Raw genomic sequence first — 23,759 nt, forward strand, 5'->3', positions numbered from 1 at the left:
TGCGCGTCGCTGTTCCGAGGCGGCGCGGCCCCGCTGGGCTGCGTGATCCCATTGCTGTTTCTCTTGCCGCATTGATGGGCTTCACAGTTTTGCTCAGCCGCTTCGTTGGCACACAGAAAATTGAGCGCCTGTTCTTTAGTTACAGCGGTGCGTTTTTTGAACCGCTGTTCGCGTCGATCCATGCGAGAAACTTATCCTTTGGAACAACGATCCGGCTGCCGATTTTGAGCGCGGGGAATCCGTTGCCATGCACCAACTCATAGGCACCGGCACGGGAGATCCCAAGCACTGCGGCAACTTCTGTCACGGAGAGCATCAGCGGAAGCTCATCATAGCTTGTGTAGATGGAATGCTTCATTCTGTTTTTCCTTTCCTTATGCACCGGGCAACAAATTCACCGCGGACAACTTGCGATGAATTTGCCGCCGCTCTGTTGTTCGTTCAACCGCAGACAGTTGACGTGTGTGAAAAATTTCAACGGCCTCATGGATGGGCCTGATGGTATAGCGCAGATTGCCGTTCTTTTTGATCCTGGATTTTGTCAGGACAGAGGTTGGCTCTGTGGAGATGAGTCCTTTCTCCGAGAGTGCGTCGACATACTGCATGACCGTATTTTTAGTACGGCCAATAGCTTTTCCGATCGTGGCGTAGCTGGGCCAGCACTGGTAGGTGCTGGGGTTCTCAAGACAGCGGAGGTAGGCGTAGACCGCGATCTCACCTGCGCCCAGCCCCAGCGAAAAAATTTCGTTCGGCAGTGTAAAATAGTTTTTGCTGGGAAATTGATTCATGGTGTGTCCTCCTGTTCGTCGGGGTGGAAGAGTTGAATGAACTCCTTTGCGGAATGGACAACGCCCAATTCCTTGAGCTGCTGATAGCGGATCAGGTCGCAGAGGGTGCGCAGACTGATTTCCGCGTACTCCAGCAGTTTATCGGTCACCAGCATTTGCTGGTAGGTGTCCAGCGCAGTCGGCGCATCCGGGGATTGGAAGAAAGTGAGCAGTTCATCTGCGGTCGGGACACTCTCCGGTGCGTCATGCTGTATTTCCTGCCGGATGTAGTCAATGACCTCCCACTCAGCGTGGGAGGTCAGGAAGCGCAGAAGCTGCTGTGTGCTTTGTTCAAATGGATTCATGGTCATACACGCTCCTTGTGTTCAGGTGAGACGATCATGACTGCGGCCAACCCAGTCGGAAAATTTGTCTCTCACCTATAAGGACACTCAGAGCGCGTTTGTAAACCAGAGAACAGAAATTTTTTCAAAAAAGCTGGGAAGCCCTGTCATGAGACAGAGCTTCCCAGCTTTTCGTGCAGCTTTTTCAGTCGCTTTGATACCGCCATTTTGGAGATGCCGTAGATCTGACCGATCTCATCCATCGTCAGCGCATCGCTGTATCGGAGGGAGAGCAGGTTTTGACCTTGCACATCCAGTTCCGCAATGGCCTTCCGCAGATTTTCAAGCTGGAGGTTCCTGAGCGCCGCATCCTCCACGGGTCGCCTGACGCAATCCGAACCGGACGGCACCGTTTCAAACTCACTTTTACTCAGGTGCCTTGCGTCCTGTTTGTCCTGCGCCTGCTGCCGTTTCCGATCCTGCTCAAGGAAGTCCGCGACCTCCTTTGGCACTGATACTTGCTCACCGTTATAGATAATAACGACATAGTCGTTCATTTTGTGTCCTTTCCGCTTTCAACGGAAGGGTACACACCCGCGCTGCCGGTACAGCGCCAAAAACTGTCGACCTTCATGGAACTTCCTGCGTACAGGGTGGTCATAATGCCCTACGGGGTCCATGAACGCCTGAGGTCACACCGGGGTGTGGACCTCACCGGAAAGCCGCGAGATTTGGCTTTCGCCTATCATCACTATAGGACAAATTGGAAGGTGTGTCAAGGTGGGCCAATTAAGGCTAATCACTACTTAATCTACGTGGAATGAGACCACATCTACAAACGGTTGTACGATTTTGCATACCCAAAAGATGAAATCTGTATGTGTAGACGGTGCCTTTTTGCTTATATCAGTTGTCAGATTCCTCTGTTGGAGCCAATAACATTTGCCGCAAGTGCTTTGCGGCAATGCTCAAGGGCTGATTTTTCCGCTGGAACAGGTAAATGCTGCGGGGAGTGATCGGCTCTTCCAGTGTGATGGGGTAAATTCCAGTAAATTCTGGTGAACCGTAAAGCATTTCGTGGGGGACAAAACCAATGCCGAGATTGCTGCGAACAACAGGGGGAACCTGATCGATGGTTTCGACTTCCACATCCGGGCTAAAAGGCAGCTTGCAGCGGAGAAAGAGCTCAGAATAAAAATCGTGGGAGGAGGTTCCCATCGCAAGGCACACAATGGGATACTCCGTGAGCTTGGCAAGCGTTACAGGCCCCTGTGTCAGTTCGGGAAAGGCAGTTCCGCAGATCGGAATCTCCTGAATTTCTCCCACCCGCTGCTTTTCAAGTGAATCCGGAACCACAGCCCCTTCGGACACAACCGCAAAATCAGCTAATCCGTTTTGTACGGCAGTAAGGCCTTGTGGCGTTGAATTGTTTGTCAGGTAAATGTGAACAAGAGGGTATTCCTTGCGGTATCGGGCAAGAACTCGCAGAAGGCATCCCTGTAACGCAAGTCCGCTGGCGGCAATATGTACAATACCGCCATGCAAACTTTGATCGGAAAGCAACTCATCCTCACCAGCTTCAATGCTTTCAAAGGCAACTGCAATATGCGTATAGAGCTTCTCACCCTCCGGCGTTAGGCGCACTCCCAGTGATGAACGAAAAAACAGGGCGCAATGCAGTTCAGATTCCAATCGCTTGATGATTCGGGTAACATTTGGTTGGTTATTATAGAGCGCAGCGGCAGCTCGCGAAAAACTCTTATACTTTGCGGCATAGTAAAAAACACGGTAGCTGTCATAGCTGATGTTCATATCAGGACCCTCCTTTGTGAAAAACGGTTATGTAAATTTTATATATGGAGTAGGTTTTCTTCGTATTTCACAAATGCAGAACAAGCGGATATTATTTTTTTATCAAAAAACGGCAGGAAATGCCGGTAACGGAGGAATAAACAATGGATTATGCAAAAGAATCTTTGAGATTGCACGGTGAATGGAAGGGCAAGATCGAAATGGTGACCCGTGTTCCTGTCAAAACAAAGGATGACCTCTCTTTAGCTTACACGCCCGGCGTGGCGCAGCCCTGCTTGGAAATTCAAAAAGATCCCACTAAGAGCTATGAACTGACCCGGCGTTGGAATATGGCGGCTGTTATTACGGATGGCAGCGCTGTTCTGGGGTTAGGTGATATTGGCCCTGAAGCCGGTATGCCTGTTATGGAGGGTAAATGTGTGCTGTTCAAGGCATTTGGCGATGTAGACGCATTTCCCATCTGTGTTAAAACAAAGGACGTAGATGAATTTGTGGAAACCGTCTACAATATCTCTGGCTCTTTTGGCGGTATTAACCTTGAAGATATTGCGGCACCCCGTTGCTTTGAAATTGAGCGCAAGTTGAAAGAAAAGTGTGACATCCCTATTTTCCACGATGACCAGCACGGCACTGCTGTTATTACGCTGGCGGGTCTGACCAATGCCCTGAAGGTGGTCGGCAAAAAGAAAGAAGATGTGCGGATTGTTACTTCCGGTGCAGGAGCGGCAGCCATCGCCATTACGAAGTTGTTGCTTTCCGCCGGGTTCAAGGATATTACAATGTGCGACCGCAAGGGCGCAATTTACAAGGGCCGTGAAGGGTTGAACTGGATCAAGGCGGAAATGGCAGAGGTTACGAACCTTGACCATAAGGCAGGTTCTCTTGCGGATATGCTGGTAGGTGCGGATGTATTTATCGGCGTCAGCGCACCGAACACCGTCACCACTGAAATGGTCAAGACCATGAACAAGGATGCCATCATCTTCGCCTGTGCCAATCCAACACCGGAAATTTTCCCGGATGCGGCTAAAGCGGGCGGTGCCAAGGTCATTTCCACTGGCCGCAGTGATTATCCCAACCAGATCAACAATGTGCTGGCCTTCCCCGGCATCTTCCGCGGAGCCTTTGATGTGCGGGCCAGTGATATTAACGAGGAGATGAAGGTTGCGGCGGCGGAAGCACTGGCGGCGCTTGTGGGCGATCAGCTCTCCGAGGATTACATCATCCCCGCTGCTTTTGATCCCAGAGTGGGTTCCGCCGTGGCAAAGGCTGTGGCCGAGGCTGCACGCAAGAGCGGCGTGGCCCGTATTTAAATAAGCATATACCAGATTTCCTGAAAAATCAAATCCTTTTGGGAGGGAATCACCATGTCAGAAAAAAAGGAAACCTATAAGCTGTTTAATCTTCCATGGTATTATTTTGCTGTTTTTGCCGTTGTAATTCTGCTCGCTACTTATACAGGCAGTCTACCAAAGGGCATGTCTGGTTGCTTCGCGTTCATGATCGTGCTGGGCACGATTCTCTATGAGATCGGTGAAAAGACGCCTATTATCCGTTCCTATTTAGGCGGCGGTGCCATTGTTGTCCTGTTCGGTACAGCACTGCTAAACTACTTCAACCTACTGCCGGCACTGACAAAAACGCTGGATGACGGCACCAAGATTTACAATATGGCCTGCAATTATGATTTGGTAGGCAATATTACATCTTTTTTTAAACCAACCGGCGCTTTCCTTGATTTTTATATCGCTGCACTAATTACTGGATCAATCCTTGGCATGAACAGCACCTTACTGAAAAAAGCAGCAGCACGTTACTTCCCAGCCATCTTGGGCGGTCTGATTCTCTCCTTTGCCCTCTGTATGGGAACTGCCGCCATTATGGGCTATGGCACCATCAAAGCGCTGTTGCTCATTGCTCTTCCTATCATGGGCGGCGGTATGGGTGCTGGCGCGGTTCCTCTGTCAAAGATTTTTGAGAGCTCCAACACCATGACCGCGGCAGAGGCAATCTCTGTGATGACGCCGGCTGTCGCTATCGGTAACGCCATTTCTATTGTATTTGCCGGCATTGTTGTCAAGGTCATTGCCAGTAAGAGCTGGAATGGTCAGGGAGCATTGATGCAGACTGGCACCGTAGATCCAAAGGAATTGGAAATCAGTCCTGAGATGCAGGCCAAACGTGACAAGATCGATGTGAAGAACCTCGGTATCGGTTTGTTTGTTTCAAATTCGTTCTTCGCCTGGGGTTTCATCGTGGCTAAAATCTGGTCGAAGTTTGTTCCGAGTGTCAGCATCCACGCTTACGCATGGATGATTATCACTGTGGCCATCTGCAAGATCTGCAACCTCCTACCAGAGAATATTGAGGTGGCCTGCTACCAGTGGTTCCAGTTCGTGATGAAGAACCTGACCACCACGCTGCTGGTCGGCATCGGCCTGTGCTACCTGAGCCTTGATACGGTTATTGAGAGCTTCAGCTTGACGTACCTCATTTTGTGCCTTGTCACCTGTGTCGGCGCGTTCTTCGGTGCGGCCATCGTTGGCAAGTGGGTCGGATTCTATCCGGTGGAGGCCGGTATCACCGCAGGTCTCTGTATGGCAAACATGGGCGGTACCGGCGATGTGGCAGTCCTTTCCGCGGCTGACCGCATGGAATTGATGCCCTTCGCCCAAATTTCTTCTCGACTTGGCGGTGCAATCATTTTGATTATCGGCAGCTTGCTGCTCTCCACACTGGGTTCGCTTCTGTAACAGCGCAAAAATGGGGGCGCACCGATAATAGTGCGCCCCCATGTGGTGAATTATGAAAAAGTATGCTTGTATTCAATGCGGTGCAGCGGCACAGTATCATTTTCGGGCACTGACGATTCATACATTGCACCTTCGCGAGCCGAGCGGAGAAAAGCGGGTACAGGCTGTAGGTGCTCCAGCGGAATTTCATGTATGCACTGCTTGTGCCCACGAACAGCTCCAAAGAGATTTAGGTGGCGTGTCTGCAAAAGCCATTTTCCCTTTTGTAGCCATCTTCCTTTTAGGACTGGCAGGTTCCATCGTGTTTTATAGCGGTGAGGGAGCGCTTCGACTTTGTGGTGTTGCCGCCGCAGTCGGCGGACTTTTGGGGATAGTGGGAACGGTGCGGGAACAGTTCCGTTGCCGTGAACAGTATCGCCAGTTCCCGGAGGCACAGGCGTTGGAAAACGCCGCATGGGAAGCAGCAGTCCGCTGTGCGCCCCATAAGTGTGGTGACCATGACCTTACCTACATTCCGGATACAGCGGATACGATGGCAATGAAAAATGGAGATTTGATGCTTAGCTATGAACTCCTCCCGGAAATTGCGGTGCAGGCGTGGAATATCCTGCATTCTGCACCGCAATCTTGACGCTCAAAATAACAGTTATGAGCTGTTTTTTTATAGATACCTGCTTTTTCTACTCTCTATTTCAAACAGGACAAACGGTCACTCTTTTAAGGGCGGCCGTTTGTCCTGTTTGGCGCTGTTTGGGTATATGAGTCGATAACAAAATCATATACCGTACATATCAACAAAGCATTTTTCTTATGGGTTTGAAGTCACTATAATACACAAGTCAGATAAGCAGAACGAGGTGGGCCATGAGCAGTTGCAAGTGTTCATTGAACCAAAAGGAACGCACCTCATTGCTGAGGGGAAGTGGAAAGAGGACTTCTTGCTTGAAATCGAGGATAAGGCAGTCGCAACAAAAATCTTTGTGGATGACAACAAATACAAAATCTGGGGTTTCCATTTTTTTAACGCGGATGTCCGTATGAACGAGTTTGCAAAAGATATGGAGCGGCTGTAAGTAGATAAAGATGGAGGGATGTATTAATTTGTGGTTTTCTATTTTAGAAAGAGATCACAAATGCGGGGGGAGTATTCTTTATTTACAGCGGTGCGTTTTTTGAACGAGAAGCATAACTGCGACAGCTTCAATTTGCCACTTCATTTTTTGCAGAAACTGTGGTATGCTATTTAAGAGGTGAGGACTGTGCAGTTTCGACCGTCTGTTTATGATGCCACCAATCAGCAGTTGCCCATAGTTATTGAACCGATGACATAGCAAGATGCCGCGACAACGACAAGAGAACCGCGGTGGCAGACGGATTGGACCAGCGAGTATATCTCAAAAGGCAAATTTGAAATCTATGGACTAAAAACACAGGTTGGTGAATTGGTGGCCTTGGGAGTTTATGAGATCAGCGAAGATGTGGTCACCGTCCATATTGTCTATGAGGAGGGCTGACAATGGAAGACGCGAAGTGGTACTTCACCCACGAAACGGAAGAAGATAGATTGTGGTATCGTATCTTTTTTGCGATGTGCCGGAAATTCGGCGTGTCATGGTCGAAAGCCAGCGAAAAGCAGAAAGCTTTCATTGAGGAAATTACCCGAATCAATTACGAGAGAGAAATGGCAAAACGAAATATGACGGCGAAGCCTGTCCGCGGTTTCTTTGACGCAGAGGTGTCTGCTTGACCCACACCATGACCCACACGGGGAAATGAGCGGACGGAAACAATGGAACAAACAGGCTGCGACCTTATCCTTTTTGGACAAAAAAACGCCGCAAAGCCTTATACAGCAAGGGCTGGAAGGCTCTACGGTGGTTGGTAAGGATGAGGTCACCAGTTCGAATCTGGTCAGCAGCTCCAAAAAACACCTGAAATCTTCGGATTTCGGGTGTTTTCTTTTGCTTTTTGCAACTTTTGGAACAAATACAGTTTTGCGGATTTTCGTTGACCACATAAAATACCACAGACAGAACGAAGCGGAGTTCCCGACATGGCATCGGGAACTCCGCATTTCCTCTTTGCGTGATTCATGCCGGAGCTTGGGGCTGCTGCCGCTGGGCGGCAATTTCGGCTTTCATTTGGACGATCAGTTCTGCCAGTTTCTGTTCGCATTCTTTCTCGCTGTGGGCGTAGATATTTCGCGCGAGGCGGTCACCGTTGGGAAGCTTGGGAGAATACCGTCCTTCCCACAGGTTTTCATTGATCTGGCTGACGCAGCCGGTGCCGGGTCTACGGCGCTGCCCTTTGTGGGGCAGGAAGGTAGATGGAGCCGGTTTTCTTGGCGCTGTGTCTATATCTTGGAGGGATTCTGATTTGGCGATCCCTCGGTCGATTTTCGCAGCTGCGATTTTCCTCATCTCGTCTGTGACATGAGCGTAAACATTCAGAGTTGTTGCGGTAGAGACATGACCGATAATGGTGGAGAGAGTCTTGATGTCCATGCCGTGTTCCAGAGATGCGGTGGCGAAAGTGTGTCGCAGATCATGAAAGCTGACACGCTTACAGTCTGCCCGCTCCAGTATGGTGGTCAGCCGCTTGCGGACAGCAGCGGGATCTCTGGGCGAGTCATTGTTCAGCGGGGTGGGGAACAGCCATACAGAGTTTATTTCGGTTTTGTAGTCACTCAGCACCATCAGAACAGGGGGCGGGAGGATGACGCTCCGGTTGGACGCCTTTGTTTTCGGCTCGGACACTACCAATTCTCCCTTGACCCGGTGTACCTGCCGCTTTACCTGAAGTTCTCCGGTGTTGAAGTTTAGGTCATCCCATTGGAGGGCGCAGATCTCACCACGGCGCAGGCCGGTGGACAGTTCCAGCAGGAGCAGTTCGAAACAGCCGTCCTCTTTGGACTGGATGAGCAGCCGCTGGATATCCTCCGGGGAGAGAACCTGCATTTCTCTGGCTTTTGCAGAGGGGAGGCGGCAGAAGTCGGAAGGATTTTTTGGGATGATCTTCTCAGAGACTGCCTTGTCCAGCGCCGCGTGGAAGGTGGTGTGGATGCCGCGGACGGTTTGGTCGGAAAGTCCTTCGCCGTACTGTTCCTGCCGGAGCAGACGGCCATTTTGTTTAAGCCCAGTGTAGAACTGCTGGATGTCGCCGGTGGTGAGTTTGTTCAGCGGAATAGGGCCCAAGTTTGGGATGATGTGCTGATAGATCCGCCGTTCATAGGACATCTGGGTGTTGGGGCGAAGATTTGGCTTTTTGTAGGTCTGATACCAAAAGTCCAGCCATTGGGCGACTGTCATGATCTGCCGGGGTGGTTGCGGCTCGGATCCTTTTTGTGCGGCAATCAAACTTTTGAGTTTTTTCTCACATTCGGTCTTTGTTTTTGCCAGCACATTTTTAGTTTTGGGCAGTCCTTTGTCATCGTAACCGATGACCACTCGGCCCTCCCAGCGGCCATCACTTCTCAGACGTACGGTGCCGCTGCCGTGTTTTCTCTGCTTTGCCAAGGTTTCATCTCCTCTCCAAGGTAGTCGGTCAGGAAACCGCCCACGATCTCAGCGGCCCGCTTCTGCATATCTCCGGTGGTGTGCGTGTAGGTGTCCAGCGTGAAGCTGACCTTCGTGTGGCCCAGAATGCCAGCCAGTGTCTTGGTATCCACACCGGAGGACAGGGCATGAGTGGCGAAGGTGTGCCGCAGATCGTGGAAGCGGATGTCCGGCAGACCAGCTTCTTTCAGTAGTACTTTCAGGCGGTTGTATGCTGTACCGGGGGCGATAGGCTGCTCTGGATCAAAGGGATTAGGGAATATCCATTCGGTCGGCGCTGTTTTCTTTCGCTCCCGCAGGAGTTGTGCCGTGCTGGGCGGCAGGACGATTTTCCGTGTTCCTGCATAGGTCTTGGTGTCGCCTGTGGTGAGCGGCTTGCCTTTTTCTTTGAGGAGGGTGCGCCGCACATGGAGCATTTCCTGCTCCGTATCAAAATCCTCCCACCGCAGTGCGCAGATCTCGCCCCGCCGCAGACCGGTGGTCACCGCGGTGTAGAAGAAATCATGCCAGAACGCATCCTTTTCAATGACTTTCATAAAAGCATCCAGTTGTGCTTCGGTGAAGATCTTCATGGGCGCGCCGTCAAACTTGGGCGGGTCAACTTCTGCCGCGGGATTGTTGGGGATCAGGTTCTGCTCCATAGCCGTTTTCAGGGCGTGGTGCAGGGTGGTGTGGATGCCGTGGACCGTTCTGGCGGAAAGGCCGGGGGATTGTCCATCTCTGGGATGTACGCCCGGTTTCCTGCAAGGTGCGGTAGAGCGACCGCAGGTCGACGGCAGTGATTTTTGAGAGAGTTTTGTTTCCGAGATAGGGTTTGACATGGAGTTCCAGAGAGCGGCGATAGCCGTTCAGAGTGGTGGGACGAAGCGTAGCGGCCATGTACTCGTCCAGCCATTTGTCCAGCCAGACGGAGAGGGCCATATTGCTTTCTTCAGTCAGGTCTACGCCTTTATAGGCTTCGGTGAGCTGCCGCAGTTTGGCGGACAGTTCCTTTTGCGTGGGCGCGGAGATGTACCGGAAGATGGCGTCACCGTTGCTTTTGTGTCCCACCACGATACGGCCCTCCCAGCGGTCATCCTCCCGCTTGCGCACCATGCCGTCACCGGCCGGTCTTCGTTTCGCCATTTAGTCCTCCTGTTCCGCCGGATGGCAGATGTGTTCTTCTTCCTCCCGTTCGAAGGAATAGAGCCTATCTGCCTCCAATTCTTTCGCCATGCCCCACGCCAGCTTGAAGCCAGCCGTGAAGCTCATCAGCTTGGCTTCGACCAGCAACGCGTTCTGTGCGTCCAACAGCCGTAGCAACTTTCCGCGCCCCACGGCATCCATGTCCCGCCGCAGTTCCTCATGGGCACTTTTGATCTGGGCGTCCAATTCGCTGTGTTCCTGACGGTCGAAACGCTTTTGCAGGGCTTTCATGTAGTCGTACATTGCGGCACCTCCTTTTTGGCAACCACAACACATACCACAACCCGGCGCACAAAGCTACTGTTTTCCGAAATGTTTCTTTGACTATTGCGGCGCAAAAAATACGTTTCCCAACCTGTTCACATGTGCATCCGCATTGAGCAGTCCTTTTTCATGGCGGGGAGTATACTGCGCTCATCCGCCAGCGGCTCCACGCCGGGATGGGTGGCAACGTAGCGGGTGCGATGCATCAGCTTCTCGGTGTTCTGTCCGCCCTTGAGGTAGGGGGAGATCAGTACGATCCGGGCCATTCATCCTCCGGCTCAATGCGCTGCTGGCTCCGCACCGCGCTTTCAAAACTCACCCGACCGTTGGTGCGTTTCACCTCATCCACGGCGTAGGCTCGCAGCTCCCGTGTGTGGATCGGGTCGGCGCGGAAGTGGGCGGCGATGGTGTGGCACAGCATATTCAGCTCCACCGCGCACTTGAAGAGGATCGTCTGAAGCCGGTGGTTGTTAAGATCCATGGTGCCCTGAATGGCGGTGAGGATGGCCTGAGAGATGTAGGTCGTGTTGTCCTCGGTGCCGAGATAGCCCATGTAAAACCGCAGAGCCTTATCCACAAATTCACTGCGGCTTTGACAGTTGTCTGCTTCCAGCCAACCATCCATGCGGCTGATCACGCTGGGGCGCAGCCAGATCGTGGTACTTTTCTTGTTATCATCCATTTTTCTTCTTTCCTTTCTGTGACGTCGGTCAAAATCGCCGCAAAGCCCTGCAAACACGGGACTTTGCCGGATGACCGACTGCGATTATTTTGCAAAACCGCCAAACCGACTGCGGTTTGCGTTTCCCTGAAAAGCCCCGCACTGCGGGGCTTTGTGGGCGGGCCGCACGCATAAGCGACTGCGGCCCTTTATCTTGTGCTTTTATCGAACGGGTAAATAGGGGGCGAAACCCTCCGAAACGGGGCATGGCCGGGAGGGAAACATCCATCCCAAAAGGCTCGGTTTCCCACTGTCGGAGCAGGATGTACCGGACCCTTTCACACATCGCCCACAAACGCCGCAACGCTCGTTTCAATGGGTTGCGGCGGGTACACACTTGCCTTCGCCAACAGGATCGCACACAGCGGCTTACACGGCGAAACACGGGGCGTTTTGGATGGGGGCGCTATCACTACCCTCGGAGCGTTTTGCGCGGTTCGGAAACCCTGCGTGGCCGGGTATCAGAACGGCAAACTTTGCCGCTTTTGGGTCTTGGCCGGGGGTGCTCCCGAAGAACGCAGAAAGCCTGCGGGACAGCGATGCGCTTATGCGCGTCGCTGTTCCGAGGCGTCGCGGCCCCGCTGGGCCGCGTGATCCCATTGCTGTTTCTCTCACCGCATTGATGGGCTTCACGGTTTTGGCCGACCGTGATTACAGAGTGCGGAAAAAAGCACACTTCGTTTTTATGCACCGAGCTGCTCTGCCAGCTTTGCCTGCACCTTCCGCCGCTCTGTTGTACGCTCTAATGCATTGAACTGCTGTTCGTAGTGCTGTTCCATGACTTCCTGTAAGGGAATTATCGTGTAGAGCAGGCTGCCGTTTTTCTTAATGCCGTTCTTTGTGATGATTTTAGTATGCTCCGTGACGATGAGCCCGCGTTCTTCCAGCAGTCGGACATAGCTTGCGACGGTGTTTCGGCAGTAGTGAAGATTTTTAGCCATAGTCGCAGTACTTGGATGACACTGGCCAGTCCTTCGGTCTGCATGACGCAGCAGGAAGATGTAGACAGCGATTGATCCACCGGGCAAATCGAAATCGAGAAGCTCGTTGGGGGACGGGGAAGCAGTTTTTCACATGCTCCCAGCCAACGGGAGGTTTTGTTTTTCTCATGCGCGCTCACCGCCCTTCGTGTGCTCCTCCACCCACTGGATGAACTTTTCTTTCGGAACCACCATGCGACAGTTGATGTGCAGAGTGGGAAAATCTTTTTCGTGCATGAGTTCATATGCGCTGGACGGAGCGATACCGAGTGTTTTTGCAACAAGATCTGAGTTGAGGAACAGCGGCAGTTCATCGTAGCTTTTGTAGACAGATGATTTCATTTTTGATTTTCCTTTCTTTTTTGTTTTGATTTTGATTGGCCGCACACCGTACACCTTCCTGCCCCAGACTTTCTGCGGCGTTGTCCCGTGTCGGCACGCTCCCCTCTGCGGATCTTGGCGCTGCTTCCCTCACGGTGTATGCACTCCGGCTGCGGGTATTCAGTTGTCGAGGTGTCATGAAACTTCTCACTTTCGCTGTGTTCACCTTTATGTTAGAATAATTTCAAGGCGGCTTACATCAGGAAGTGATCTTTGAGGAGGTATCGGCATGGCTTCGGAATTGTACTTGATGGAGGTGGGCGATGGACGCTATTCCATCCTGCTTTGTGATGACAGGTCAATCACGCGGATGCCCGCGCTGACTCCCGCGGAGACCTTGATTGCCTTTTCTGAACTGGACTATATGGACTACCGCAAGGCGGTGCGGTGGCTGCGGGATGAGCATCCTCTGTTTGAGGAGCGGATCGATATTCCTGTGAGCGACTTAGAGGACTTTGCCGCAGAGGCGATTTTGCTGACACCAGATTTGTGTGAGATCGATTCTGTGAGCGGATTTGTTGTGACGGACATTCTGCACCGGACTTTGCAGGCAGAGGATGACGGCACGGCGATGTTTCTGCTGGTTGCTGGACAGGAGATCCTGCGGGTGATGGAAGAACCCCTCCGTGTACAGAACTACCTTCGGAATATCATGGAGGTCGCATTTGACAGCACAGCAGGAATGACACCGGCGGAGCAGTATGAAAACCTGCGGGCGACTTACGCCGACATCGCGCGGATCTGCGATCCGGCGAAGCTGCCGCAGTTGGAAAAACCACGGTCATTCCAGCTTCGCAGTCTGATGGAACTGCGGATGCTGGTGCTGGCGCTTTACTTCGAGCAGGACAATCAGCGGGTCTGCCGATGTGACTACTGCTGGGGCTATTTCATCCCGAAAACGAAAAAGGCCACCCGGTACTGTGACCGGGTGACCGATGGACAGAGCTGCAAACAGCGTGGCGCGAATCTGGCAAGGCTGGATAAGACTTCGGAGGATGAGGCACTTCTGGTTTGTAAAAAGCTGCGGGACAGAATGTATTCCCGTCTGCTGCGCTGGATCGACGCGGCACCTTCTGACCGTTCCAACCTGATGCACATGGACTACGAGCAGTACGACCAGTGGAGCGAGAACGCTCGGCTGGCACGGGAGGAATATGTTCAGGGGAAATTGACCGCAGAGGAATTCCTGCGAAAGATCGACACCACCCATGAACTGACAAGTTACGAGGTGGACAAGATCGACCTGCCCGATGAGCCGAGCATGTGGCAGCGGCTTGTTGCAAAGGACTTTACTTTTGACTCGGAGCGGTATTATCCGGAATCTTATGCGCATCTGGATCTGAACGATGAGGGGCCCCAGTGGAAGATCTTTTCGGCAGAGGAGTTGCGCCGCCGTGATCAACAGGGACACCAGAGCCTAAAAGAGAAATACGGGAAATGAGAAACACCCGAAGCTGGTTATCTTAACCAGCCTCGGGTGTTTTTATTGTCTTCAGCAGCGCAGAATATTGCGTTGCTATTCAGTTGTCGAGGTGTCATGAAACTTTTCACTTTGGCTGTGTTCACCTTTATGGCTGAATAATTAGAATAAATGCGAGAGAACTCGAAAAGAGTTTTCCCGCATTTATTTTTTTATCTATTTGCATGGAAAAGGAGGAGGCGAGCGGCTTGGGCAAGAGACATAAGCACGGCGGACGAAACCGCGCCTATCGTGCCGTGGCCCGCGACGTATGAGGAGGGGGCACATGAAGAAACCGAATATCCTTGACCGGGCAATCATGACCATGGCTCCCGTCCACGCGGCGAAGCGGGCGGCGGCGAGGGTCGCACTGAGCGTGATCAAAAGCGGGTATGGCAGCTACGGAGCCAACCTGACGAAAAAGAGCATGAGAGGCTGGATGTACCACGGCGGCAGCGCCAAGGAGGACATCGAGGACAACATCGACATTCTGCGGCAGCGGAGCCGAGACGCTTACATGGGCATCCCAACGGCAACGGCGGCGCTGAAAACCATGCGGACGAACGTGGTGGCGGGTGGATTGATGCCTGCGCCGCAGCTTGACAGCGACTATCTGGGACTGGACGAGACGGCGGTGGAGAAGCTGCAAGCGCAGTTCGTGCGGGAGTTCGCCCTGTGGGCGGACACGCCGGTATGCGACGCGGAGAGGATGGACAACTTCTATCAGCTCCAGCAGCTCGCCTTTTTGAGTTACCTGATGAACGGCGACACCATTGCCCTGCTACCTATGAAGCATCAGACGGGAGCGCCGTATGACCTGCGTGTGCGGCTGATCGAGGCAGACCGAGTATACAGCCCGGACGGCTTTGACAGGCTGATGCCCTGCACGGTGCAGGGCTACGAGGTACAGAGCATCGTACAGGGCGTGGAGACCGACGCGGACGGCAGCGGACGGCAGCGGACGGCATGGTGACGGCATACTGGATATGCAACCGGCATCCGCTGGGCAGCAACAGCGCCGTGGACGCGGCGGGGCTGACGTGGCAAAGAGTGGAAGCCTACGGCGATACAACCGGGCGGCGGAACGTGCTGCACATCATGAACCGCGAGCGCATCGGCCAGCGGCGGGGCGTTCCCCTGCTGGCCCCTGTGCTGGAGAGCCTGAAACAGCTTGGACGCTACACGGACGCGGAGATCACGGCGGCGGTGATCAGCGCCATGTTCACGGTGTTCGTGAAGTCACAAAACCCGTCGGACGGCAGACCGTTTGGAGAAATGATACCGGCGGAGGAGCTGATCGACAACGCCGACCAGAGCAGCATCGAGCTGGGGCCGGGGGCCATCATTGACCTGAACCCCGGCGAAGAGGTGCAGTTTGCAGACCCGAAGCACCCGAACACCGGGTACGACGACTTCACGAACGCCACCATCCGCCTGATCGGCGCGGGGCTGGAGATACCGCCGGAAGTGATGATGAAGCAGTTCACCACCAGCTATTCGGCGGCTCGCGGCGCACTCAACGAGTTCTGGCGCACCTGTAGTATGCAGCGGGATTGGTTCACGGACGATTTTTGCCAGCCGGTCTATGAGGAGTGGTTTGCAGAGGCGGTCGCCCGTGGGCGTATCCACGCGCCGGTTTTTTTCACCGACCCGGCGCGGCGCAAGGCGTACACGGCCTGTGCGTGGAACGGCCCGGCACGGACGAACCTGAACCCGTGCAGGAGGTGGATGCCGCCATCAAGCGGGTGGATGCCGGTTTCAGCACGGCGCAGGAGGAGACGGCGCAAATGACCGGCGGGGACTACAACCGCAACATCAAACTGCACATGACAGAGGCCAAGCGCAAGCGCGAGGTGGACGAGATCGGAAAAGCGCAGACGGCGGGAGAATAGGAGGAAAACAGAAATGCCCGAAAACAAGAAATTCTGGAAATTCTGCAATCAGGCAGGAAACAAGGTGGAGCTGCTGCTTTACGGCGACATTTCGCAGACGAGCTGGTGGGGCGACGAGGTGACCCCGAAGCAGTTTGCGGAGGAACTGGCCGGTCTGGGAGCGCTGGACGAGATCACGGTGCGCATCAACAGCGGCGACGTGTTCGCAGCGCAGGCCATCGGCAACCAGCTTGAACAGCACCCGGCGGCGGTGACGGCGAAGATCGACGGCCTGTGCGCCAGCGCGGCAACCATACTACTGCCATCCGTATTCCTCGTGGGAGAGTGGCAGCAACGAGAACGCCAACAGCATGATCAGGCGGCGGCATCCGAAAGGCACAGATTTCTCCAAGGTCAGCGCGGCGGAGATCGCGGCCACGGAGGAATGGATTAACAACTATCCTCGAAAAATCTTAGGGTACAAGAGCAGTGAGGTCATGTTCCGGGAGCGCCTGCGAGAGATCGGACTGAGCGCGTAACAGGAAGAAACAGCACAGCAGACATTCGAGGGGAGAGGGCGTGAGCAGAGCGGAACACGGAGAACTGAACAGGAAAATACACAGGCTGCCGACCATGGGATATGACGGCGGCCATGTTGGATTGTCAAAATTAGACAAAACAAGAAGTGAAAAATTGTGCGCATTTAATGCTTGACTTTTCCAGATTCCCAGCGCCGCCGTCCCGCCCGCGCCGCTTGAAAGGTTCCGTTTCCCGCCATCGGATTTACGTAAATTTTTCTCCCGCGCCAGCAGAATCCACAATTTTCCCGTCCGCACCGCCGTTTTTTTGGCAGCGCGGCTGTGCAGGTCGCTCACCCGGCGCGGCGGGCGCGGCGGGTTTGATGTGCAGTTTGTGCAAAAATATTGGGATTTCACAAATAACAGCAGATTTGTCCAGTGGATATTTTCAGTTTCGGCCTGTAAAATGGAACTGGAAGCTGACGCAAAGTAAGTTTCTGTTACGCAACACCAAAAAATATTTTGGAGGAGGACATCACCCTATGAAGAAGAGGTTTCTTGCACTGACGCTGGCCCTCGCCATGACGTCGGCCCTGCTGACCGGCTGCGGCGGCTCCGGCGCTCCCGCCGCAAGTGCCGGTTCCGCTTCCGGCTCCGGCTCCGCCGCTCCGGCCGAGCCTGCCGCCGAGCTGACCGCCACCCAGAAGATCATCGCCGAGGCCGAGGGCATGACGCTGGAGGAGCTGGCCAAGAAGGCCATCGAGGAATCCAACGGCGCCACGTTCTACGGCGTGGGCAACTCCAGCCGCGGCAAGACCGCTCTGCCTCTGTTCATCGAGTATCTGCAGTCCATCGACCCCAGCTATAACATGGAGTACGACTGGCAGCAGCCCAAGAACAACAAGATCTTCGATCAGCTCACCGCCGACGCGCTCAAGCCCACCGGCACCTATGCCATGACCCTGATCCAGGACGGCAACCAGATCGAGAGCAAGATGGTCCAGCCCGGCGTGCTGGATACCTTCATCCCCAAGGACTGGGCCGACGCCAACGGCACCACCGCCGACGCGTACACCGGCTTCCTGCCCCTGCAGACCCTGAACAAGGTCTTTATGTACAACAACACCGGCTCCAAGACCTATGACAACTGCTGGGACTTCGTGGCCGAGGGCGAGCACGGCCTGTACATGGACATCGACTCCGAGATCGTGGGCAAGAACTTCCTGTACATGCTCACGGAGGATACTTACGCCGGCTGGCTGAAGGAGGCGTTTGACGCGCTGTCCGCCGACGAGCAGGCCTACTTCCAGCCCACCGTCGACGCCATGGCTTCCGAGGCCAGCGATCTGGGCCTTGGTGAGAACGGCAAGTACGCTCTGGCGTGGATCAAGCTGTGGGTCGAGAGCTACAACGCCCAGACCGATGACGGCCCCATCTGCAACACGCTGGTCGACAAGTCCGCCACGGATCAGTTCGGCCTGCTGGTGTACTCCAAGCTCCGCTCCGTTGAGGAGTCCGCCACCGTCTCCGTGAACAACGTGAACGTGGCCGCTTATCAGGACGGCTACACCGGCATCGGCGGCTTCGGCTACTGCCACTATCTGTTCGTCACCGACAACTCTCCCCTGCCCTGGACCGCCTGCGCCTTCATCGCTTACATGACCTGCACCGAGGACGGCTTCTCCGCCTGGGGCAAGGACATGGGCGGCTACTCCTCCAACCCCACCGTCGCTGAGGCCATCGAGGCGACCTACGGCCACCAGAAGGGCGGCTACGTGGATGGCGTGGACACCTTCCCCGCCAAGGACGACCACGGCTATGAGTGGTGGACCAATCAGGGCAAGCTGGTGCTCGAGGATCCCGAGTACTGCAGCTCCGTGGCCTTCACCGTGGGCAGCTGGATCGAGCTGCTGACCAAGTACAGCGCGGGCTGATCGTCCGGCGCGGTACGCTGACTCACGCGTAAAAACGCCCCTGACGGGTGCTTTCATGACCGTCAGGGGCGCTTTTCTCCAAAAATCCAGAAAAATCCAGCGTTTTTTGGTTCGCACACCGCCGCTGGCGGTCCTGTGGGAGCGGTCCTGCCGCGGCCCGCACAAGTCTGGGAAAGGAATGGTCATCTATGAACCAGTCGTCTACTGTGAGCACCGGCAGGTCCACGATCCAGCTCAACAGGATCAAAACCTACTTCTCAAAGCCCCATAATGTCATCCTGCTCATTATGGGCATCGTGCTGACGGTGACCACCGTCGCCCCCATCGTCGCCATCGTGCAGGATACCTTCAAGATCCACGCGGGCACCATCGACGCCCACCTGACGGGTCAGGCCAGCGGCTATACCCTCGTCAACTACATCGACCTTTTCACCAGCCGCCTTGCCATGAGCAACCTGTGGATGCCGCTCATCAACACGGTGCTGCTGGCGGTGGGCACCTGCGTGGTGGCCATCGTGTTCGGCGGGCTGTTCGCCTTCCTCATTACGCGCACGAACCTGTCCTGCCGCAAATACCTCAGCTCCATCTTCATCTTCCCCTACATCATGCCCCAGTGGACGCTGGCCGTGGTGTGGCAGAACCTGTTCAACTCCAACGCCGTCACCGGCACGTCCAACGGCCTGCTGGCCGCCACGCTGGGCGTGCAGATGCCGCTGTGGTGGTGCAAGGGCCTGTTCCCCAGCCTTGTGGTGCTGGGCCTGCACTACGCTCCCTTTGCCTACATCCTTATCGGTGGAATCTTCCGCAACATGGACGCCAACCTTGAGGAGGCCGCCACGATCCTGGACACGCCCAAGTGGAAGACCATGTTCAAGATCACGCTGCCCATGGTCAAGCCCGCCATCCTCTCCACCATCCTGCTGGTGTTCGGCAGCTCCATGGGCTCCTATCCTGTGCCCCACTATCTGGGCCTGACCACCCTCGCCACCAAGTACGTCTCTTTGAACTCCAAGTATACCGGCGAGGCCAGTATCCTCGCCATCATCATGATGATCTTCGGCGTGGCCATCATGTTCCTGAATCAGATGAGCCTGCGCAGCCGGAAGAACTACACCACCGTCACCGGCAAGTCCGGCCAGACCTCCAAGATCAATCTGGGCCGGGCGGGCAAGCACATCATCGCCGCCGTGCTGATCGTCATCACCTTTTTCACCAGCATCTTCCCCATCGTCTCCTTTGCATTTGAAACGTTCCTGCCCAACCCGGGCGATTACAGCTTCCTATACACCGGAGACGCCGACAACCTGACCGTCAAATGGTGGACGACGGACGAGAACATCACGGAAAACGGAATGTACGGCCAGAAGGGCATCCTGCACAACGAGACCATCTGGCACGCCTTCCGCGGAACGATCCTGGTGTCCGTGTGCTGCTCCCTGCTGGCCGGCACCATCGGCACCATGATCGGCTACGCCGTATCCAAGACGAGGCGGAGCCGATGGGCGAACTACGTCAACGCGGTGGCCTTCCTGCCGTATCTGATGCCCTCCATCGCCGTGGGCGTGGCGTTCTTCGTTCTCTTTTCCAATCGGTACGTTAACCTCTTCAATACGTACACGCTGCTCATCATCGTCGGCACCATTAAATATATCCCCTTCGCCAGCCGGGCCAGCCTGAACTCCATGCTCCAGCTCTCCGGCGAGATCGAAGAGGCCGCCATCATTCAGGACATTCCGTGGAGCAAGCGGATGACCCGCATCATCATCCCCATTCAAAAGTCCTCCATCATCAGCGGCTATCTGCTGCCGTTCATGACCTGCCTGCGCGAGCTGAGCCTGTTCATGCTGCTGTGCGTTCAGGGCTTCATCCTCTCCACCACGCTGGACTATTTCGACGAAATGGGTCTGTACGCCTTCTCCAGCGGCATCAACCTGATCCTGATCGTCACCATTCTGATTTGCAACACCCTCGTCAACAAGGTCACCGGCGCAAGCCTTGATAAGGGAATAGGAGGTTAAATCATGCCTGAGATCGTATTGACCCACGTAACCAAACGCTGGGATAAATTCTACGCTGTGGACGACCTGAATCTGGTTATCGACGACAACGCCTTCGTCACGCTGCTGGGGCCCTCCGGCTGCGGCAAGACCACCACCCTGCGCATGATCGCGGGACTGGAGACTCCCACCAGCGGCCGCATCACCATCGGCGGCCGGGTCGTGTATGACAGCGAGGCCGGCATCAATATCCCGCCCAACAAGCGCAAGGTGGGCTTCCTGTTCCAGAACTACGCCCTCTGGCCCAACATGACCGTCTACCAGAACATCTCCTTCGGCCTTTCCAATATCAAGGAAGAGCTGCCCAAGTTCGACCCGGACGCCAGCCGCGCCGCAACGCTGCTGCGCGTCCTGCAGAAGCCGGACGACGTGGTAAAGACCATCGTGGAGTGCGTGGACAAAAAGGGCAAGCTGGACGTGAACAAGGCCCAGATCAAGCTGATCGACCGCTATGAGATTTCCATCTACGCCGCCAAGACCCTGATGAGCTACAAGCTCCACGAGTCCATGGAGCCGGGCACCGTGGCGCAGGCCCGCCGCCCGGAGCTGGAGGCCGCGCTCAAGTCCGCCCGGGACAAGGCCGCCGCCGCCGGCTGCACGCTCAACGACCGCTTTGAGTACGAAAAGGACGGCAAGCCCGTCACCGCCGTGCGCAAGCTGACGCCGGAGGAGATCGACCTGTCCGTGCGCCGCGTGGCCCGGATCGTGAAGATCGGCATGTTCATGGACCGCTATCCCTCCGAGCTGTCCGGCGGCCAGCAGCAGCGCGTGGCCATCGCTCGGACGCTGGCTCCGGAGCCGACGGTGCTGTTCATGGACGAGCCGCTGAGCAATCTGGACGCGAAGCTGCGCCTTGAGATGCGCTCCGAGCTTCAGCGCCTGCACATCGACACCGGCTCCACCTTTATCTACGTCACCCACGATCAGATGGAGGCCATGACGCTGGCCACCAAGATCTGCCTGATTGAAAACGGCGTCCTCCAGCAGTACGACGCGCCGCTGGACGTGTACGCCAAGCCCAATAACGTGTTCGTGGCGGACTTCGTGGGCAACCCCGCCATCAACTTCATCGACGCCAGCGGCGCCCAGCAGTCCGACGGAACGCTGACCCTCTCCGCGCTGGACGGGATGCAGCTCTCCTTCCGTCCCAAGGAGCCGCTGGACGTGGCCGCGTGGTACGAGCGCGCGGACGCGGAGGACAAGGCCCGCAGAGACGCGGAAAACGCCCGGGCGCTGGACAAGAAGAGCGTGGAAAAGGGCAACAAGGACGTGCTGTTCCGCTATCACGTGGCCCGCGTCAACGAGACGGAGGACTTCGGCGACGAGGCGGCCCTGACCGACGGGGACTTTGTTCTCGGCGTGCGGCCGGAGTTCCTGCGTTTGAGCGATTCCGGCGCCATCGAAGGCGAGATCTACTCCGCCATGCCCACCGGCATGGAGACCACGGTGAAGGTCCGGGTGGGCAGCTTCCTGCTCACCGGCGTGGTGTTCGGCGGCGTGCTCTACCGCATCGGCCAGAAAATCCGTCTGGACTTTCAGGGCGACGGCGTGGTATTATTCAGTCGTAGGAACGGCCGGATGATCGCGCAAGGCTCTTTGAGCGTGAAGTAGATCCGCCCCGGTCCCTCGGCCGGGCGCTGTCGGGAAAGAGGCCCCCTGCCGGGGCCTCTTTTCTCCGTTTTCCATCCTGATCCCAAAAAGGAGCGTTTTATGATCCGTCTCATTGCATCCGATATCGACGGCACGCTGCTGCCCTATGACGAGACCGTCATGCCCCAGCGGCTGTTTCCCCTGATCCGCCGCCTGCGGGAGCGGAATATCCTGTTCTGTCCCGCCTCCGGCCGGCAGTACCACTCCATGCGCACGCTGTTCGCCCCCGTGGCGGACGAGATGTGCTTTCTGTGTGAAAACGGCGCCGTGCTGTACGGCCCCGGAACGGAGGAGGGCGCGCCCCTCCTGAGCAAGACGCTCCTGCCCCGTCAGGAGGCGCTGGCCCTGTCCCGCGCCATCATGGACATTCCCGGCTGCGACGTCATCATCGAGGGGCAGAACCTCAACTATCTGTGCGGCTGCGGCCCGGAGCTGGTCCACGAGATGGCCGTGAACCACGGGAATCTCGTGACCATGGTGGACCGGCCCGAGGACGTGCCGGAGGAGATCGTGAAGATCGCGGCCTACTGTCCCAACGGGATGGACGGCCCCGCCGCGCTCCTCGCCCCCCGCTGGGGCGAGCCGTTCCACATGGCGGTGGCGGGCCTTGTGTGGCTGGACTTCTCCATCGCCACCAAGGGCACCGGCCTTGCGGAGATGTGCGGCGCACTGGGCGTTTCGCCGGAGGAGACGGCGGCCTTCGGCGACAACTGGAACGATCAGGCCATGCTGGACATGGCGGGCCGGTGCTATCTCATGGAGCAGGCGGACGGTGCGCTGCGCCGGACGCTGGCGGACTCCCGCGCTGCCGCGGTCCGGGAAGCGCCCCGATCCTGCCGGGACGTGTGCGACGAATTGGAGGCGATCCTCTCATGCGCGCAGTGATCTTTGATCTGGACGGCGTGCTGGTCCGCACGGATCAGGCCCACGACAAGGCGTGGCGTGCGCTGGCGGGCCGTCTCGGCATCCCCCTTGACGGGCGCGCCGCGGCGCGGCTGCGTGGCGTATCCCGGATGGAGGCGCTGGACATCGTGCTGGAGGGCTGCGGCCGCAGCTTCACCCCGGTGGAGAAGGAAGCCCTCGCCGCGGAGAAGAACGAGCGCTACCGCGCCCTCATCGCCGAAATGACCCCGGCGGACGTCGCCCCGGATACAACAGTCACGCTCAAGGCCCTGCGGGAACGTGGGCTTTTGCTGGCGGTGGCCAGCTCCAGCAAAAATGCCCGCTTCATTCTGGAGCGCACCGGCCTGACGCCGTATTTCCACGCCGTGGTGGACGGGACGCAGATCGCCCGGTCCAAGCCGGACCCGGAGGTGTTTTTAAAGGCCGCGCAGGCGCTGGGCGTCTCCCCGGCGGAAGCGCTGGTGGTGGAGGACGCCGCCGCAGGCGTCCGCGCCGCCCGCTGCGGCGGCTTTTCCAGCGCCGCCCTCGGCCCCGCCGCTGCGGCGGAGGGCCTTGCGGACCACGAGATCCGGTCCCTGCCGGAGCTTTTGGAGCTGGTCTGACTGC

The 23,759-nt window shown here is 56.1% G+C and carries 25 protein-coding genes and 2 pseudogenes; 14 read left to right on the forward strand and 13 right to left on the reverse strand.

From position 1 onward, the window contains the following. Window positions 1-139 precede the first annotated feature (139 nt). From PY311_RS09445 to PY311_RS09465, 5 genes are all read right to left on the reverse strand, one after another. Window positions 140-358 carry a helix-turn-helix domain-containing protein gene (locus PY311_RS09445; RefSeq protein ID WP_286148437.1) on the reverse strand — a complete coding sequence of 73 codons (219 nt, stop codon included), beginning with the start codon at window positions 356-358 and terminating at the stop codon, window positions 140-142. A 16-nt stretch (window positions 359-374) separates the two neighbouring features. Continuing rightward, window positions 375-788, reverse strand: a complete 414-nt coding sequence (locus PY311_RS09450; RefSeq protein WP_286148438.1) for a helix-turn-helix domain-containing protein — start codon at window positions 786-788, stop codon at window positions 375-377. Continuing rightward, a complete protein-coding gene (locus PY311_RS09455) occupies window positions 785-1,132 on the reverse strand; it encodes a hypothetical protein (RefSeq protein ID WP_286148439.1) in 348 nt (115 codons plus the stop codon). Before PY311_RS09455 ends, PY311_RS09450 begins: the two co-directional genes overlap by 4 nt. A gap of 146 nt (window positions 1,133-1,278) precedes the next feature. After that, entirely contained in the window at window positions 1,279-1,668 is a 390-nt protein-coding gene (locus PY311_RS09460; protein WP_286148440.1) for a sigma-70 family RNA polymerase sigma factor, read from the reverse strand. 349 nt (window positions 1,669-2,017) lie between these two features. After that, complete coding sequence (locus tag PY311_RS09465) at window positions 2,018-2,923, reverse strand: LysR family transcriptional regulator (RefSeq protein WP_187014450.1); 906 nt, start codon at window positions 2,921-2,923, stop codon at window positions 2,018-2,020. 143 nt (window positions 2,924-3,066) lie between these two features. On the opposite strand from PY311_RS09465, the gene PY311_RS09470 reads away from it, so the two are divergent. The 5 genes from PY311_RS09470 to PY311_RS09490 all read left to right on the forward strand — a co-directional run bounded on the left by PY311_RS09470 (window position 3,067) and on the right by PY311_RS09490 (window position 7,423). Further along, window positions 3,067-4,236, forward strand: a complete 1,170-nt coding sequence (locus PY311_RS09470) for an NAD(P)-dependent malic enzyme (RefSeq protein ID WP_187014449.1) — start codon at window positions 3,067-3,069, stop codon at window positions 4,234-4,236. 54 nt (window positions 4,237-4,290) lie between these two features. Then, on the forward strand, window positions 4,291-5,676 hold the full coding sequence (locus PY311_RS09475) for a 2-hydroxycarboxylate transporter family protein (RefSeq protein ID WP_187014448.1): 1,386 nt from the start codon (window positions 4,291-4,293) through the stop codon (window positions 5,674-5,676). 52 nt (window positions 5,677-5,728) lie between these two features. Further along, window positions 5,729-6,307 (forward strand): hypothetical protein, encoded by a 579-nt coding sequence (locus PY311_RS09480; RefSeq protein WP_187014447.1) that lies wholly within the window; start codon window positions 5,729-5,731, stop codon window positions 6,305-6,307. Window positions 6,308-6,533: 226 nt separating this feature from the next. Continuing rightward, window positions 6,534-6,749 carry a hypothetical protein gene (locus PY311_RS09485; protein WP_286148441.1) on the forward strand — a complete coding sequence of 72 codons (216 nt, stop codon included), beginning with the start codon at window positions 6,534-6,536 and terminating at the stop codon, window positions 6,747-6,749. A gap of 443 nt (window positions 6,750-7,192) precedes the next feature. Next, window positions 7,193-7,423 (forward strand): hypothetical protein, encoded by a 231-nt coding sequence (locus PY311_RS09490; RefSeq protein ID WP_281543411.1) that lies wholly within the window; start codon window positions 7,193-7,195, stop codon window positions 7,421-7,423. Window positions 7,424-7,766: 343 nt separating this feature from the next. On the opposite strand, the gene PY311_RS09495 is transcribed toward PY311_RS09490, so the two are convergent. The 7 genes and pseudogenes from PY311_RS09495 to PY311_RS09525 form a co-directional block, all read right to left on the reverse strand. Continuing rightward, entirely contained in the window at window positions 7,767-9,191 is a 1,425-nt protein-coding gene (locus PY311_RS09495; RefSeq protein WP_286148442.1) for a tyrosine-type recombinase/integrase, read from the reverse strand. Then, window positions 9,149-10,355: pseudogene (locus PY311_RS12785) on the reverse strand (tyrosine-type recombinase/integrase). Before PY311_RS12785 ends, PY311_RS09495 begins: the two are co-directional and overlap by 43 nt. Beyond that, window positions 10,356-10,658 carry a hypothetical protein gene (locus tag PY311_RS09505; protein ID WP_286148443.1) on the reverse strand — a complete coding sequence of 101 codons (303 nt, stop codon included), beginning with the start codon at window positions 10,656-10,658 and terminating at the stop codon, window positions 10,356-10,358. Between the two features lie 116 nt (window positions 10,659-10,774). Next, window positions 10,775-10,945 carry a hypothetical protein gene (locus PY311_RS09510; RefSeq protein ID WP_286148444.1) on the reverse strand — a complete coding sequence of 57 codons (171 nt, stop codon included), beginning with the start codon at window positions 10,943-10,945 and terminating at the stop codon, window positions 10,775-10,777. Further along, the gene (locus tag PY311_RS09515; protein ID WP_286148445.1) at window positions 10,927-11,361 is read right to left on the reverse strand and encodes a hypothetical protein; all 435 of its coding nucleotides are present in this window, start codon (window positions 11,359-11,361) and stop codon (window positions 10,927-10,929) included. The genes PY311_RS09510 and PY311_RS09515 overlap by 19 nt, the downstream gene beginning before the upstream one ends. A 722-nt stretch (window positions 11,362-12,083) precedes the next feature. Beyond that, window positions 12,084-12,428, reverse strand: a complete 345-nt coding sequence (locus PY311_RS09520; RefSeq protein ID WP_286148446.1) for a helix-turn-helix domain-containing protein — start codon at window positions 12,426-12,428, stop codon at window positions 12,084-12,086. Window positions 12,429-12,506: 78 nt separating this feature from the next. After that, entirely contained in the window at window positions 12,507-12,722 is a 216-nt protein-coding gene (locus tag PY311_RS09525; RefSeq protein WP_187014459.1) for a helix-turn-helix domain-containing protein, read from the reverse strand. Between the two features lie 268 nt (window positions 12,723-12,990). Here PY311_RS09525 and PY311_RS09530 point away from each other — a divergent pair, with 268 nt between their 5' ends. From PY311_RS09530 to PY311_RS09545, 4 genes and pseudogenes are all read left to right on the forward strand, one after another. Beyond that, window positions 12,991-14,202, forward strand: a complete 1,212-nt coding sequence (locus PY311_RS09530) for a hypothetical protein (protein WP_286148447.1) — start codon at window positions 12,991-12,993, stop codon at window positions 14,200-14,202. A gap of 304 nt (window positions 14,203-14,506) precedes the next feature. Next, window positions 14,507-15,193, forward strand: a complete 687-nt coding sequence (locus PY311_RS09535; RefSeq protein ID WP_286148448.1) for a phage portal protein — start codon at window positions 14,507-14,509, stop codon at window positions 15,191-15,193. Further along, window positions 15,187-16,011 carry a phage portal protein gene (locus PY311_RS09540; protein WP_286148449.1) on the forward strand — a complete coding sequence of 275 codons (825 nt, stop codon included), beginning with the start codon at window positions 15,187-15,189 and terminating at the stop codon, window positions 16,009-16,011. Before PY311_RS09535 ends, PY311_RS09540 begins: the two co-directional genes overlap by 7 nt. Window positions 16,012-16,405: 394 nt before the next feature. Next, window positions 16,406-16,630: pseudogene (locus PY311_RS09545) on the forward strand (transposase); the annotation flags it as partial. On the opposite strand, the gene PY311_RS09550 reads toward PY311_RS09545, so the two are convergent. Further along, entirely contained in the window at window positions 16,565-16,912 is a 348-nt protein-coding gene (locus tag PY311_RS09550) for a hypothetical protein (protein ID WP_286148450.1), read from the reverse strand. The pseudogene PY311_RS09545 and the gene PY311_RS09550 overlap by 66 nt on opposite strands. A gap of 239 nt (window positions 16,913-17,151) precedes the next feature. Between PY311_RS09550 and PY311_RS09555 the strand changes: the two genes are divergently transcribed. From PY311_RS09555 to pgmB, 5 genes are all read left to right on the forward strand, one after another. After that, entirely contained in the window at window positions 17,152-18,543 is a 1,392-nt protein-coding gene (locus PY311_RS09555) for a hypothetical protein (RefSeq protein ID WP_286148451.1), read from the forward strand. Between the two features lie 188 nt (window positions 18,544-18,731). After that, the gene (locus PY311_RS09560; RefSeq protein ID WP_286148452.1) at window positions 18,732-20,561 is read left to right on the forward strand and encodes an ABC transporter permease; all 1,830 of its coding nucleotides are present in this window, start codon (window positions 18,732-18,734) and stop codon (window positions 20,559-20,561) included. A 3-nt stretch (window positions 20,562-20,564) separates the two neighbouring features. After that, window positions 20,565-22,211 (forward strand): ABC transporter ATP-binding protein, encoded by a 1,647-nt coding sequence (locus PY311_RS09565; protein ID WP_187014434.1) that lies wholly within the window; start codon window positions 20,565-20,567, stop codon window positions 22,209-22,211. Window positions 22,212-22,310: 99 nt separating this feature from the next. Then, window positions 22,311-23,135, forward strand: coding sequence for an HAD family hydrolase (locus tag PY311_RS09570; protein ID WP_286148453.1), 825 nt, complete (start codon window positions 22,311-22,313; stop codon window positions 23,133-23,135). Continuing rightward, complete coding sequence (gene pgmB / locus PY311_RS09575; RefSeq protein WP_286148454.1) at window positions 23,123-23,755, forward strand: beta-phosphoglucomutase; 633 nt, start codon at window positions 23,123-23,125, stop codon at window positions 23,753-23,755. The genes PY311_RS09570 and pgmB overlap by 13 nt, the downstream gene beginning before the upstream one ends. The last annotated feature ends 4 nt before the right edge of the window (window positions 23,756-23,759 follow it).

Origin of the sequence: Neopoerus faecalis, from assembly GCF_029218125.1 — a bacterium.
GTDB classification, from domain to species: Bacteria; Bacillota; Clostridia; order Oscillospirales; family Oscillospiraceae; genus Oscillibacter; species Oscillibacter faecalis_A.

Excerpts from the sequence above, each read along its gene's own strand:
- PY311_RS09445 (WP_286148437.1), bottom strand. The coding sequence starts at position 358 with ATGAAGCATTCCATCTACACAAGCTATGATGAGCTTCCGCTGATGCTC.
- PY311_RS09450 (WP_286148438.1), bottom strand. The coding sequence starts at position 788 with ATGAATCAATTTCCCAGCAAAAACTATTTTACACTGCCGAACGAAATT.
- PY311_RS09455 (WP_286148439.1), bottom strand. The coding sequence starts at position 1,132 with ATGAATCCATTTGAACAAAGCACACAGCAGCTTCTGCGCTTCCTGACC.
- PY311_RS09460 (WP_286148440.1), bottom strand. The coding sequence starts at position 1,668 with ATGAACGACTATGTCGTTATTATCTATAACGGTGAGCAAGTATCAGTG.
- PY311_RS09465 (WP_187014450.1), bottom strand. The coding sequence starts at position 2,923 with ATGAACATCAGCTATGACAGCTACCGTGTTTTTTACTATGCCGCAAAG.
- PY311_RS09470 (WP_187014449.1), top strand. The coding sequence starts at position 3,067 with ATGGATTATGCAAAAGAATCTTTGAGATTGCACGGTGAATGGAAGGGC.
- PY311_RS09475 (WP_187014448.1), top strand. The coding sequence starts at position 4,291 with ATGTCAGAAAAAAAGGAAACCTATAAGCTGTTTAATCTTCCATGGTAT.
- PY311_RS09480 (WP_187014447.1), top strand. The coding sequence starts at position 5,729 with ATGAAAAAGTATGCTTGTATTCAATGCGGTGCAGCGGCACAGTATCAT.
- PY311_RS09490 (WP_281543411.1), top strand. The coding sequence starts at position 7,193 with ATGGAAGACGCGAAGTGGTACTTCACCCACGAAACGGAAGAAGATAGA.
- PY311_RS09505 (WP_286148443.1), bottom strand. The coding sequence starts at position 10,658 with ATGTACGACTACATGAAAGCCCTGCAAAAGCGTTTCGACCGTCAGGAA.
- PY311_RS09510 (WP_286148444.1), bottom strand. The coding sequence starts at position 10,945 with ATGGCCCGGATCGTACTGATCTCCCCCTACCTCAAGGGCGGACAGAAC.
- PY311_RS09515 (WP_286148445.1), bottom strand. The coding sequence starts at position 11,361 with ATGGATGATAACAAGAAAAGTACCACGATCTGGCTGCGCCCCAGCGTG.
- PY311_RS09525 (WP_187014459.1), bottom strand. The coding sequence starts at position 12,722 with ATGAAATCATCTGTCTACAAAAGCTACGATGAACTGCCGCTGTTCCTC.
- PY311_RS09530 (WP_286148447.1), top strand. The coding sequence starts at position 12,991 with ATGGCTTCGGAATTGTACTTGATGGAGGTGGGCGATGGACGCTATTCC.
- PY311_RS09535 (WP_286148448.1), top strand. The coding sequence starts at position 14,507 with ATGAAGAAACCGAATATCCTTGACCGGGCAATCATGACCATGGCTCCC.
- PY311_RS09540 (WP_286148449.1), top strand. The coding sequence starts at position 15,187 with ATGGTGACGGCATACTGGATATGCAACCGGCATCCGCTGGGCAGCAAC.
- PY311_RS09555 (WP_286148451.1), top strand. The coding sequence starts at position 17,152 with ATGAAGAAGAGGTTTCTTGCACTGACGCTGGCCCTCGCCATGACGTCG.
- PY311_RS09560 (WP_286148452.1), top strand. The coding sequence starts at position 18,732 with ATGAACCAGTCGTCTACTGTGAGCACCGGCAGGTCCACGATCCAGCTC.
- PY311_RS09565 (WP_187014434.1), top strand. The coding sequence starts at position 20,565 with ATGCCTGAGATCGTATTGACCCACGTAACCAAACGCTGGGATAAATTC.
- PY311_RS09570 (WP_286148453.1), top strand. The coding sequence starts at position 22,311 with ATGATCCGTCTCATTGCATCCGATATCGACGGCACGCTGCTGCCCTAT.
- pgmB (WP_286148454.1), top strand. The coding sequence starts at position 23,123 with ATGCGCGCAGTGATCTTTGATCTGGACGGCGTGCTGGTCCGCACGGAT.